Source organism: Variovorax paradoxus (assembly GCF_030815975.1).
In the GTDB taxonomy this organism is placed as follows: Bacteria; Pseudomonadota; Gammaproteobacteria; order Burkholderiales; family Burkholderiaceae_C; genus Variovorax; species Variovorax paradoxus_N.
The window spans coordinates 2,102,309-2,115,027 of sequence record NZ_JAUSXL010000002.1 but is presented as its reverse complement, the minus strand read 5'-3'; the positions used below and the strand labels follow the sequence as shown (position 1 = coordinate 2,115,027).

Annotated in this window: 10 protein-coding genes; all 10 read right to left on the bottom strand. The window is 67.2% G+C overall.

What is annotated here, in order from left to right; translation table 11 throughout:
- Positions 1-23 precede the first annotated feature (23 nt).
- Positions 24-2,753, bottom strand: coding sequence for a type VI secretion system ATPase TssH (gene tssH, locus QFZ47_RS13740; protein WP_307656157.1), 2,730 nt, complete (start codon positions 2,751-2,753; stop codon positions 24-26).
- The gene (gene tssG / locus QFZ47_RS13735) at positions 2,750-3,895 is read right to left on the bottom strand and encodes a type VI secretion system baseplate subunit TssG (RefSeq protein WP_307656156.1); all 1,146 of its coding nucleotides are present in this window, start codon (positions 3,893-3,895) and stop codon (positions 2,750-2,752) included. Before tssG ends, tssH begins: the two co-directional genes overlap by 4 nt.
- A gap of 126 nt (positions 3,896-4,021) precedes the next feature.
- Complete coding sequence (tssF, locus tag QFZ47_RS13730; RefSeq protein WP_307656155.1) at positions 4,022-5,893, bottom strand: type VI secretion system baseplate subunit TssF; 1,872 nt, start codon at positions 5,891-5,893, stop codon at positions 4,022-4,024.
- 79 nt (positions 5,894-5,972) lie between these two features.
- Positions 5,973-6,500, bottom strand: coding sequence for a type VI secretion system baseplate subunit TssE (gene tssE, locus QFZ47_RS13725; protein WP_307658937.1), 528 nt, complete (start codon positions 6,498-6,500; stop codon positions 5,973-5,975).
- Positions 6,501-6,529: 29 nt separating this feature from the next.
- On the bottom strand, positions 6,530-7,396 hold the full coding sequence (locus QFZ47_RS13720) for a type VI secretion system accessory protein TagJ (protein WP_307656154.1): 867 nt from the start codon (positions 7,394-7,396) through the stop codon (positions 6,530-6,532).
- 107 nt (positions 7,397-7,503) lie between these two features.
- The gene (locus tag QFZ47_RS13715) at positions 7,504-7,986 is read right to left on the bottom strand and encodes an Hcp family type VI secretion system effector (RefSeq protein WP_215245743.1); all 483 of its coding nucleotides are present in this window, start codon (positions 7,984-7,986) and stop codon (positions 7,504-7,506) included.
- Positions 7,987-8,035: 49 nt separating this feature from the next.
- Positions 8,036-9,544 carry a type VI secretion system contractile sheath large subunit gene (gene tssC / locus QFZ47_RS13710; RefSeq protein WP_307656153.1) on the bottom strand — a complete coding sequence of 503 codons (1,509 nt, stop codon included), beginning with the start codon at positions 9,542-9,544 and terminating at the stop codon, positions 8,036-8,038.
- A gap of 18 nt (positions 9,545-9,562) precedes the next feature.
- Positions 9,563-10,135, bottom strand: a complete 573-nt coding sequence (gene tssB / locus QFZ47_RS13705) for a type VI secretion system contractile sheath small subunit (RefSeq protein WP_307656152.1) — start codon at positions 10,133-10,135, stop codon at positions 9,563-9,565.
- A 79-nt stretch (positions 10,136-10,214) separates the two neighbouring features.
- Positions 10,215-11,306, bottom strand: a complete 1,092-nt coding sequence (gene tssA, locus QFZ47_RS13700) for a type VI secretion system protein TssA (protein WP_307658936.1) — start codon at positions 11,304-11,306, stop codon at positions 10,215-10,217.
- 131 nt (positions 11,307-11,437) lie between these two features.
- Positions 11,438-12,625, bottom strand: a complete 1,188-nt coding sequence (locus tag QFZ47_RS13695; RefSeq protein WP_307656151.1) for a fumarylacetoacetate hydrolase family protein — start codon at positions 12,623-12,625, stop codon at positions 11,438-11,440.
- Positions 12,626-12,719 lie beyond the last annotated feature (94 nt).

The window sequence follows — 12,719 nt, the reverse complement described above, 5'->3', positions numbered from 1 at the left end:
TGTCTCCTTGCATTCTTGTCTTCTTACGCTTCGGAAAATTCGTACTGGAAGTCGTCGCCCGCTGCGGACAGCCGCACGCCGGCGAGCTTGCGCGCGCTGACCGTGGCACCGATGACTTCTTCGCTCAAGCGCGGAAGGATGGTGTGCGTGAGGATCGCATCGATCATCCGTCCACCCGACTCGATGGCCGTGCACCGGCGCGCCACCAGTTCGACAGCGCTGTCGTCGTAGTCCAGCGCAATGCCGTGGTTCGCATCGAGGCGGGCGGCAATGCGGTCGAGCTGGAGGCGAATGATGCGATGCAATGCGTCGGCTTGCAACGGGTAATAAGGCACTACAACCAGCCGGCCCAGCAGCGCCGGCGCGAACACCTTGAGCAGCGGTTCGCGCAATGCGGCCGCCAAGGGCTCGGGGTCGGGGCGCAGGGTCGGGTCTTCGCACAGCTGCATGACCAGGTCGGTGCCGACGTTGGAGGTCATGATGATCACGGTGTTGCGGAAGTCGATGTGGCGGCCCTCGCCGTCTTCCATCCAGCCCTTGTCGAACACCTGGAAGAAGATCTCGTGCACGTCGGGGTGGGCCTTCTCGATCTCGTCGAGCAGCACCACGCTGTAGGGACGCCGGCGCACGGCCTCGGTCAGCACGCCGCCTTCGCCATAGCCCACGTAGCCCGGCGGCGCGCCCTTGAGCGTGGAGACGGTGTGCGACTCCTGGAACTCGCTCATGTTGATGGTGACGAGGTTCTGCTCGCCGCCGTACAACGCTTCGGACAGCGCGAGCGCGGTCTCGGTCTTGCCCACGCCCGAAGGGCCGCAGAGCAGAAACACGCCCACCGGCTTGTTCGGATTGTCGAGCCGCGCACGCGCGGTGCGGATGCGCCGCGAGATGGTCTCCAGCGCATCGGGCTGGGCCACCACGCGGGCCGAGAGAATTTCGCCGAGGCGCAGCACCGACTGCGCATCGTCGCGCACCATGCGGCCGATCGGAATGCCGGTCCAGTCGGCCACCACGGTGGCAATGGCCTGCGCGTCGACGGCGGCCAGGATGAGCGGGGATTCGCCCTGCAGCTGCACCAGCCTGTCCTGCGCCTGGTCGAGTTCGGCGCGGATCTCTTCGGGTGTTCTCTCGGGTTCGGGCGGGGCGGCCTCGGCGTCCACCGGAGCTTCTTCATCCGGCGCGTCGCCCTGCTCTTGCGCCTCGGCCTGCACGGGCACCGCCGCGGGCGACAGCAGCTTGCGCAGCGCCACGATGCGCTCGACGAGCACGCTTTCTTCCACGCGACGCTGCTCGAGCAGGCCGAGCTCGGCCCGCGCCGCGGCCACGTGTGCCGCAATGTCCTCCACGCGCTGGTGCTCGCCGACGCCGATTGCCGCCTCGCGCCCCGCAATGCCCGACTCGATGCCCAGCACCTCGATGCGGCGCTGCAGGTCTTCGATCGCGGCGGGCAGCGCATGCTGGCTCAGGGCCACGCGCGCGCAGGCCGTGTCGAGCAGGCTCACGGCCTTGTCGGGCAGCTGGCGCGCGGGAATGTAGCGGTGCGACAGGCTCACGGCCGCTTCGAGCGCGGCATCGAGAATGAGCACGCCGTGGTGCTTCTCCAGCTCGGCCGAAATGCCGCGCAGCATGATCACGGCCTTGGACTCGCTGGGCTCGTGCACCTGGATGGTCTGGAAGCGCCGCGTGAGCGCCGGGTCCTTCTCGATGTACTTCTTGTACTCGGACCACGTGGTAGCGCCGATGGTGCGCAGCCGTCCGCGCGCGAGCGCCGGCTTCAGCAGGTTGGCCGCATCGCCGGTGCCGGCCGTGCCGCCCGCGCCAACCAGTGTGTGCACCTCGTCGACGAACAGCACGATGGGCCTGGGACTGTTCTCGACTTCGTCGATCACCTGGCGCAGCCGCTGCTCGAACTCGCCCTTCACGCCCGCGCCGGCCTGCAGCAGTGTGGGGTCGAGCACCCACAGCGACACGTCCTTGAGCGACGGCGGCACGTCGCCCGCCGCGAGCCGCGAGGCCAGCCCCTCGACCACCGCCGTCTTGCCCACGCCGGCTTCGCCCGTGAGCAGCGGATTGTTCTGCCGCCGGCGCATGAGGATGTCGATGATCTGGCGGATCTCGTCGTCGCGGCCGTAGACCGGATCGAGCTCGCCCGCGCGCGCCTTGGCCGTCAGGTCGCTCGCGTACTTGGCGAGCGCCGAGCCGCCCGCGGCAGCGCCGTCTCCTTGGTGGGAAGCCGCTGCGGAGGCAGGCCCTGGCGCGGCCGCAGCGTCGAAGTCGTCCTCGGGCGAGCCTTCGGTCCATGCGGGAAGCTGAGCGATGAGAACATCGGGCACGATCTTGTCGAACTCGCGCGAGATGCCCGAGAGCACCTGCCGCAGTCCCGGCGTCTTGACGATGCCCGCGAGCAGGTAGGCGCCGCGGATCGAGCCGGCCTCGAAGCGCAGGCTCGCATAGACCCAGGCGCGCTCGACGGCGTTGTCGACGTGCTCCGAAATGTCGCTGATCGACGTGGCGCCGTGCGGCAGGCGGTCGAGCGCGCGCACCAGGTCCTGCTCGACCGCATCGAGGTTGAGGCCCGCGCGCTTGACGATGCGCAGCAGGTCGCTGTCCTGCAGTTGCAGTATCTGGTGCAGCCAGTGCACCAGCTCCACGTAGGCATTGCCGCGCAGCTTGGCGAACGCGGTGGCGGTCTCCAATGCCTTGTAGAGCATCGGATTCAGCTTGGAGAAAAGGGAGACGCGGCGGATATCGGTCATAAGGCCAGGGAAGAAGCTTCGGCCGCCACGGAAGCAGCCGATGCGGAACGGGAATACAGGGCTTCGGGCTGGAACAGCATGTCGCCGGCGTCGGTGGGCGCGAGGCGCGTGCCGAGCCAGCTGCCCCAGCCCAGGCGCTGGTCGCCGCCCAGCTGCATGCCGAGGGCTTCCTGCTTCCTGAGCACGAGCCGCAGCTCCCAGGCAAACTCGATGCCCACGTACTGGCGCACCCAGTCGACCACCTGCTGCAGGCGCTTGCTGCCCGGCAGGAAGTCGCGGAACTCGCTTTGCGACAGGGGTCCGAGTTCAAGCCTGAACTTGCCCTGCGCATCGCGCACCGCCAAACCGATGGTGGCGCCGGCGCCCAGTTTCTGGTTGCGCCCGGAGCTTCCGATGCGGCTCAGCTCCCGCTCGTCGAGCATCACCCAGTCGCTCACGAACTCCTCGATGCGCACCGGCACATCGAAGTACAGCCGGAGGATCTGAATCAGGCCCTCGGGGTTGCGCGTCTGGCGCACGAGGTGCCCGGCCATGAAGGTGCGCGCATGGTCGGCGATGCGGTCGCGTTCCTTGAGCCCCGGCTGCCCCATGTTCATGAGGCTCGCCACGTAGTCGACGAAGCGGTGGCCGTCCGGGCGGTCCAGGCTGTTGACCGACTGCGCATCGGCCCAGGCCCGGTAGAACAGCAGGATGAGCCGGTGATGGAACAGGTCGGCGAAGGCGCTGAGCGTGTTGTCGCTGTGGTGGCGCTTGCGTTCGCGCGCGTACTCGGTCAGGTGCAGCGGCAGCGGCCCGTTGGGGCCGAACAGGCCGAAGCCGTAGATCGAGATGCGCGGCGGGCCGTCGCCGTCGACATCGACGCCAGAGACGTTCGACGGCGCAAAGGCCATCGAAGGCTCCTGGCCCAGCCGCAACGGCTCGTCGAGCGGGCGCGGCGCCCGGCCCAGCAGCGGATGGCTGCCCTGCGCATCGAGGCGGCGCAGCAGCATGAACAGGTCGTGCTCGAAAGGCTGGTCGACCAGGCCGGCCCACAGGACCGGATCGGCTTCGGGCGTGCCGCGACGCGTGCGTGCCGCGGCATGCTCGGGCGCGATCGGCGGCGCCTGCTGCGAATCGTCGGCGAGATCGGCTGTTGTGCTCATAGGGCAACCTCCGCGCTACGCGCTGCGGTGCGAGCCCCCTTCGGAGCGGCCGGGCGGGGGCTCATCAGGCAACCTCCGCGCTACGCGCTGCGGTATTCGCCTTGGGAACGGCCCGGCGGCTCATGCTCATACCGCGGGCCGCCGTCCGATGCGCGGTGTCCAGCGCGCGATCTCGCCGCGCTGCAGGCTGGAGAGCGCGAACTCGGTGAACGCATTGAGCGACACGTGCCGGCTGAAGAACTGTTCCAGCACGGCGCCGAAAAGATAAGGGCTCGCGCCCGAGAAGGCCACTTCGTCGATCTTCAGCGCAATTTCCACCCCGCGTCCGAAGACGATCGGCCCCGGCTCGGGCAGGCGGCGGAACACCGGCGCCAGCGCCATCGAGCGCACGCCCTGGATCTGGCGGCGCACCGCGGGGTCGGCCAGGTTGCCGTAAAGGTCGAGCATCTCGCGCAGTGCGGCCGCGCCCTGCGCGGCGTCGATGTCGGTCAGGCTCAGGTAGTTGAGGCCCAGATGGCTGATCAGGCGCCAGGTCAGCGCGCCTTCCGCCAGCGCGGGATAGGGCCGCGACGGCCCGCGCACGATGCGGATGCCGCGCACCGGCGCCGACACGCGCAGCGAGAAGTCCGACTCCAGCCCGGTCGGCAGCAGCAGCGGCAGGTCGCGGTTGGTGCACAGCGCGTCGATCGTGATGTGCCGCAGGCTGTGCGGAAAGGGCGCGTCGTGCTGGTCGACGAGCGACACGTACACCTCGCTGCCGGTGTAGCTGGTGCGCGTGCCTTGCGCGCGTGCGCGGTCGGACACCAGGCGCGGCTCGCGGCGCAGCGAGAAGTACGCACCGAAGTCGCCGTCGTCGGCGGCGAACGAGCCCAGGAAGGGCCTGAACTCGCGCTCTTCCGAGCCGCTCGCCATGTGGCCCGTGACGCGTTCCACCGTGAATATCTCGAAGTCGCGCGGACGCGTGCGGTCGATCACCGCATGGTGTTCGTGCTGTCCGGGCCCGACCGGAATGCGGTCGCTGCGCCGCGGCACCAGGTTGATGATGGGCGTGCAGAACAGCGAGAAGTGCCTGGCGTCGACCAGCCGCTCCAGGTCGGCATCGGCACGGTCGAGCAGGATCACGATTTCCATCGTGGTACCGCCAATGGCCGCGGCCGCCGCGCGCAGGTTCTTCACGCTGAAGAACAGGTAGCGGTCGGGAAAAGCGAAGTACTCGTGCAGCAGCCGGTAGCCCTGGAACGAGCGCGCGTCGTAGGGCAGCAGCGCCTGCTCGGGGTCGAAGCCCTCGTGGCGAATGGCTTCGTCGCCAAGCGGAACGATCCGTGCCTTGCCGCCCGCGCCGCCCCGGCATACCGCGCCGACGCTGTGGTGCACCGCCAGCTCGAGCACGCGCAGCGCGTGCAGCTCCGCGCCCGAGAGAAAGAACTCGAGCCGGTCGATCGGCAACTCGGCGAAGGTGGTGCCGCCCACCGCTTCGAGCTTGATGGTGATCGCGCTCTTCGCGCGCTGGGCGACCGCGGGCATCGCATGCGCGATTTCCGCCGGCACGGGGCCGATGCCCGCATCCGCGACCCTGATGGGCCACAGCGTGACCTCATGGCCGGTGCGGAATTCGCAGGCCGTCTGCTCGCCCTTGATCATGCGCCCGCGCATGATCGTGTGGCGCGGCAGTTCGTAGCCGGCCTTCAGCGAGCCCTCGTTGAGGTTGCCGTCGATCTGCACCACGGCCATGGCGGGCAGCGGCGCGAGGAAGTTGGGGTACACCACCTCGAGCAGCCGTTGCGAGAAGCGCGGAAACTCCGCATCCATCTTGAGCTGGATGCGCGCCGTGAGAAAGCTGAAGCCCTCGAGCAGGCGCTCCACGTAGGGATCGCTGACCTCGATGCCGCGCATGCCCAGCCGCCCGGCGATCTTCGGATAGCGCTGCGCGAACTCGGCACCGAGCTCGTGCATGTAGGTGAGTTCGCGGTTGTAGTAGTCCAGCAGCCGTGCGTCCATCAGCGGGGCCCGCCTTCTTCTTGTTCCCTCTCCCTGTGGGAGAGGGAGCCATGCGGGGAAAGCACTTCGCGCATCGGCATCAGAGCCCTCCCGTCGGCCGCAGGACCATGTGGCCGCTCTCGAGGTCGAGCTCGGAGCGCAGGATGAATTCGATCGGGTAGGGCACCGACCACAGCGTGCCGCGGATCTCGAGCGCGAGCAGGTTGTGGTGCTCGAGGTCGGTGGCATCGGTGACACAGCGCACGTCGATGCTGTCCTTCATGATGCGCGGCTCGAAGTCGATGATCGCGGCGCGGATGGCGGCCTCGACGTCGGCGAAGTCGACTTCCGACATGCGCCCGCCGGCCCAGCCGCGCACGCCGTAGTTCACGACCGAGCGCCGCGCGCGTGGCATGGCGTTGATGGTGTGGTCCGCGCCGAAATTGGTGGTGTTGAGCAGCCACTGCAGATCGCGCAGCACCGAATCGCGCAGCAGCTTGCCGCTCATGAGGAACGCACCCGCGCGCTCCTGGCGGCTTTGCGGCTGCTTGTCGGTCAGGCGGTCGAGCAGCACCGGCTGCAGGCGGTCGCGTGCAACGCTTTCTTGCTGGTCGCCATCGGACTCCAGGGCCGAACGGCTGGCTGGCAGGACGGAACTCACTGCGCGGCACTCTCTGCAGGCGCGAACTCGACCAGGCGGATGTCAAGCAGCGAATGGTCGCCGGCTTCGCTGATCAGCGTGCGCTGGCCCACGCCGGCGTACTGCTCTTCGCCGGCCAGCGGCAGCCAGTCGGTACGGCGGCCCAGGGTTGTTTCGTCGTCCAGCGCATCGAGCGCGCCGGGATAGCGCACCGGCACCAGGCCGTTGAGCCCGCGCCCGTCGTGCAGCACGATCTCGGCCGGCGCCCAGAGCAGGTCGACCAGGTGCTGCGGACGGGAGAACTGGAGGCGCCGCACCGCCGGCAGCGGCAGCCACGCATAGCCCGAAGGCGTGAGGAGTTCGAGCACGGCGCCAATGCGCACGTCGCCATCGCAAAGCCAAGCGAACTCGCTGGTTTCCACGGGCTCGCCGTCGATGGCCTGCACGGTGCGCGCGTCCGAACGGTCGACGCAGCTCAGCGTGCCCTGCAGCGCGGGCGCATCCTGCCGCGCGGCTTCGCGCAGTTCGGCCGCTTCCGCGGCCTGCTCGAACGGCAGCGCCGCGGCGGCCATCAGCGCCGCGACCCAGTCGGCCTCGCCGGCAATGACGGCCGGCGCACGGCCGCCGTTCCAGAATTCGGTTCGATGCCGCTCGGCGGCCAGCGCCATTGCGCAGGTGGCGCTGGCGGGAGCGAAGGAAGGATCGATCTTCGCGGCCAGCTTGAGCTGGTCTTCAGCCCGCTGCCACTCGCCCCGCAGCGCAAGAAAGTGGCACAGGGCAAGCCGCAGGCCGGCATTCTGTGGACTCGCGCGAATCTGCCGCTGTACCCATTCGGTGTGTTCGGCCACGGAGCGCTCGCCCAGCACTGCAAACCCATCGCCCATGAAACTTCCTCATTGACTCGCGCACGGCCCGAGGGCCGTCGCCATATATCTGCAGGCGACCGGCCCGCGGCATGCGCGGGCCGGTCGGAAACAAGCAAAAGGGGAAATCAGGATTCCCGGTTTTCCTTGATGTTCCAGGCCAGCACGGTTTCGGCGCCCTTGCCGCCCTTGTCGGTCTGCTCCCAGTACTGCTGCTTCACCTTGGCCGCCTGGAATGCGAACTGCACCAGCACCGCATCGCCGCTCTGCTCGGCCGTGTACTGCACCGAGGTGACCAGCACTTCCTCCAGCGTGACGCGCGTGTATTCGATCTGCGAGCCACCCGCCTTGCACAGCGACACTTCGACCTTGCTCAGGTGCTTGCCGCTCGCGCAGTTCTTCATCACCGACGGCGCCGCCTTGTCGATGCGCGCGAGCACCTGCAGGTCGTTGAAGCTCGCCTTGCCCACACCGCCCCCGCCGCCGCTGACCATGTTTCCAGGCTGCGTTGCTCCCCATGCGAACGACTTGATATCCGTCCAGTCCTTGTGGTTCGAGTCCTTGGATTCGCCGTTCGCGCCCTCGACGCGCATGAACATGTCTACTGCCATGATTAACCCCCAAAGTTATATATATGCCCGATTGCGGGACACCGTTGAACTAGCTGCTGTCCTTCTTGTTGGATGGCAGCTTCGAAACCAGCCGCAATGACACCGTCAGCCCTTCGAGCTGATAGTGCGGCCGGAGAAAAAACTTGGCGGCGTAGTAGCCAGGGTTGTCCTCGATGGCTTCCACCTGGACTTCGGCCGCCGCCAGCGGCTTCATTGCCTTCGTGTCCTGCGACGACGTGCCGGGGCTGCCGTCCACGTAGTTCATGATCCAGTCGTTGAGCCAGCGCTCCATGTCCTCGCGCTCGCGGAACGAACCGATCTTGTCGCGCACGATGCACTTGAGGTAGTGCGCGAAGCGGCAGCATGCGAACAGGTAGGGCAGGCGCGCCGCCAGGTTGGCATTGGCCGTGGCGTCCGCGTCGTGGTACTCGGCCGGCAGCTGCAGCGACTGCGCGCCGATGAAGGCCGCAAAGTCGGAGTTCTTGCGGTGCACCAGCGGCATGAAGCCGTTCTTGGCGAGCTCGGCCTCGCGCCGGTCGCTGATGGCGATTTCGGTGGGGCACTTCATGTCCACGCCGCCATCGTCCGTCGGGAAGGTGTGGGTAGGCAGGTTCTCGACCGCACCGCCCGACTCCACGCCGCGGATGGACGTGCACCAGCCGTACTGCTTGAACGAGCGATTGATGTTCACACCCATCGCATAGGCCGAGTTGGCCCAGGTGTAGCGGTTGTGCAGGGCCGAATCGGTTTCTTCCTCGAACTCGAACTCGTCGACCGGATTGGTGCGCGCGCCATAGGGCAGGCGCGCCAGGAAGCGCGGCATGGCCAGGCCGATGTAGCGCGCATCTTCCGACTCGCGCAGCGAACGCCATGCGGTGTGCTCGGTGTTCTGGAAGATCTTGGTCAGGTCGCGCGGGTTCGACAGTTCCTGCCACGAGTCCATCTGCATCACCGTGGGCGATGCGCCGGCAATGAAGGGGCAGTGCGCGGCCGCGGCGATCTTGGCCATTTCTCCCAACATCTCGACATCGGGCGGGCTGTGGTCGAAATGGAAGTCGCCGATCAGCGCGCCGAAGGGCTCGCCGCCGAACTGGCCGTACTCGTGCTCGTAGATCTTCTTGAACAGCGGGCTCTGGTCCCAGCCGATGCCCTTGTGGCGCTTGAGCGAGCGCGCCACTTCGCGCTTGGAGGCGCACATCACGCGGATCTTGAGCTGCTCGTCGGTCTCGGTGTTGTTGACCAGGTAGTGCAGGCCGCGCCATGCGCCTTCGAGCTGCTGGAAGTCTTCGTGATGCAGGATCTGGTTGATCTGCTCGGAGAGCTTGCGGTCGATCTCGGTGATGATCGCCTGCACGGTGCGGTAGGCGTCGTTCGAGATGGTGACGGTGCTTTCGAGCGCCTGCACCGCCAGCGTCTTGACGGCACTCTGCACCGCCTCGCGCGCCTGGTCGGTCTTGGGCTTGAACTCGCGCTGCAGCAGGTCGGAGAACTCGTTGGGCTCGAGCGCTTCGATGGTGGCGGACTGTCCGCGCGCTGTCTGTTTGGGTGCGGTGCTCATGATGGAGATCCTGTCGGCTTACTCGGAAGGGGTGGTGCCGGGGGCGCCCGACTTTTCGTTCGCTGCTTCCACCGCCTTGGCCACGGCGGGATTGGGCGCGGATGCCAGCGACTTGAGCAGCTCCGGGTTCTGCAGCGCCTGCGCAATCAGTTGCTCGGCGCCGTTCTTGCCATCCATGTAGGACAGCAGGTTGGAAAGCTCGGTGCGTGCTTCCAGCAAGTGCTGCAGCGCGCCCACCTGGCGGGCAATGCGCGCGGGCGAGAAGTCGTCCATGCTGTCGAAGGTGATGTCGACATTCATCTGCCCATCGCCTGTGAGGGTGTTGGGCACCTGGAAGGCCACGCGCGGCTTGATGGCCTTCATGCGGTCGTCGAAGTTGTCGATGTCCACCGCCATGAAGTCGCGCTCCGCGAGGTCGGGCATCGGGTCGACCTGCTTGCCCGCGAGATCGGCGATCACGCCCATCACGAAGGGCAGCTGGATCTTGCGTTCGCTGCCGTAGATCTCGACGTCGTACTCGATCTGCACGCGCGGCGCGCGGTTGCGCGCGATGAACTTCTGACCACTGTTTCTGACACGGTTGTCTGCCATAAGCTTCCTCTTGAATCTCAATGCGTATTCGTATGGGTCGAGCCCCGCGGGCCTGTTTCCGGGTTCTTGCGCCGGCCGTTCATTCCGCTGCCGACCCGCCGCTCAGCGAGCGGCCGGCCAGGCTTTCCATCTTCTGCAGGCCCTCGGGCATGAGCTCTTCGATGATCTGGAAAAAGTTGAGGTCCAGCAGCCTTTGCGCTCTGCGGATGAGCATGGGTGCCGGATGGCTGGGCTCCGTACGTTCCATGTACTGGCACGCCTTTTCCAACAGGACCTGCACATCATCACGATTCGATATTTCAATATCTTGAATGCTTGCCGCGCGTGGGCCGGAGGCGCCGTTTGCCACGCCCTCGGCGCCCTGCGCGGAAGGGGCGGCCTGCGCCGATCCATTCCCTTGCGCGGCTGCCTGCAGTGCTTCGGCCGGCGCCGGCTGGGCCTGCTCGGGCAGCAGCTGGACCACGGTTCGAAGCGAGCGCTCGAGCCGGGAAAAATCAGGCGCCCAGCTTTGCCCCAAGGCCCGCTCCGAAGTCTCTCGAATGCGCCGCAGCAGTTCCAGCGCCGCATGCAATGCCATCACCGCAGGCGCCGCCTTCTCCTGCGCGCGGCGCGCCACCTCCCGCAGCCGGCCGATGCCGCCCGGGTAGTCGATCTGGTCGGCCTTGCTCGAGTCGAGCAGGGCCTCGACCTGCCGCAGGCTCATCGACGCGCCGGCATCCTCGAGCAGACGCGCATCGCGCACGCTGCGCCCGAGTCCCTCGGCTTCGGCCAATGCAGCCAGCGCATTCATGCGCGGCAGCGGGTCTTCGAAATCGCCATCGACAACGCGCGGATGCACGTCGTTCCAGAACTTTTGCAGGATGCCGTCCACCACGCGCAAGCCATCGACGTAGCCCGGCAATCCTCGGCTCTCGGTCCATGCCAGCGTCAGCAGAACCAGCACGCGCACGTCGAGCGTGCGTTGGCACAGCTGCTTGGCAATGCGCTCGACACGGGCCCAGTCGGGCGGCTCGGCCGGTATGATGGTCGAGCCGAACTGCTGCTCCCGCTTTCCGGTTGCAGCTTGCTGCAACGCCATGAAATCAGGGTCGTATTCGAGGTCTTCACCGCACGGAAGCGGGCCTTCAACAGGCGACTGCAGTAGTTCGATCTCGCTCGGCGGCAACCCCATCTCCCGTGTTAACCATTTCAAGACCGGCAATCTTGAGGGGAACGCGAGGCGCGGTCAACAGCAACAGATTGCTACGTGCAGCCTATGAATCACAAAGGAGTACAACTCCTTTTAAACCGTAGAAGGAACGCTTACAGCAGTCCGCGCGCAGCCAGATTCCGCATCAGCGCACTTAACCCGAAAGTCCACCGCGGCGCCTGGTCCGAATGGACCACGCGGTTCACGAGGGCGCCGAGTTCCGGCGCGGCGATGCGCACGCGATCGCCGACGACGTGGGTGAATCCTTGCCCAGGACCATGACGGTCTTGTGTCGGTGCGAACATGGTGCCCAAGAACAACATGAAGCCATCAGGATAGTCGTGGTGCGCGCCGACGGCCTGCGAGACGAGGTCGAGCGGATCGCGGCTGATCTTCGCGAGCGAGCTCGAGCCTTCGAGCGTGAAGCCTTCAGGGCCCGTGACTTCGAGCGCCACCGTGATGCGGCGCACGTCGTCGATGCCGAAGTGCGCATCGAACAGGCGGATGAAAGGGCCGATCGCGCAGGAGGCGTTGTTGTCCTTGGCCTTGCCGAGCAGCAGCGCGCTGCGGCCCTCGAAGTCGCGCAGGTTGACGTCGTTGCCGAGCGCGGCGCCCAGCGTTTCGCCGCGGCTGTTGACCGCGAGCACGACCTCGGGCTCGGGGTTGTTCCACACCGATGCGGCATGGATGCCCACGTCGGCGCCCGTGCCCACGGCCGAGAGCACCGGCGCCTTGGTGAAGATCTCCGCATCGGGCCCGATGCCGACCTCGAGGTACTGCGACCACGCGCCCTGTGAGATCAGCACTTCCTTGACCTTCGCGGCCTCGGCCGAGCCCGGCACGATGCCCGCGAGGTTGTCGCCGAGCACGCCGCTGAGTGCGGCGCGCGTGGCCTCGGCGCGCGATGCATCGCCGCGTGCCTGCTCTTCGATCACGCGCTCGAGCAGGCTTTCGACGAAGGTCACGCCGCTGGCCTTGATGGCCTGCAGGTCGCAAGGTGCGAGCAGCCAGGGCTTGGCTTCGTCGCGCGCGCTGGCGTCGCTGTTGGCGATGGCCTCGGCCAGCGAGGCGATGCGCGGAGCCTGGCCGGCGCGCAGTGCGCGCTGCACCGCATCGCAGGGCGGCTCCTTCGCCTCGAGCAGGTCGCTCATCGTGGGCGCGAGCCGCGAGAGATCGTGCAGCCCGTCCCCTTGCACGGCCACGAGTACGGGGCCCACGCCGGGCTGCCAGATGCGGCCGACGAGCGTGGCGCGCTCGGCGTCGCGGGGAAGGCTGGCGGCGGTGGAAAGATTCAGGGGCATGTTGTCTCCGGAGGCACTTCGGCACTTGGTTGGGGTTCTTGAACCGGACATTCTGAATGAATGTGTTCCCTGCCGCAGCGCAAGCGGAAAGCAG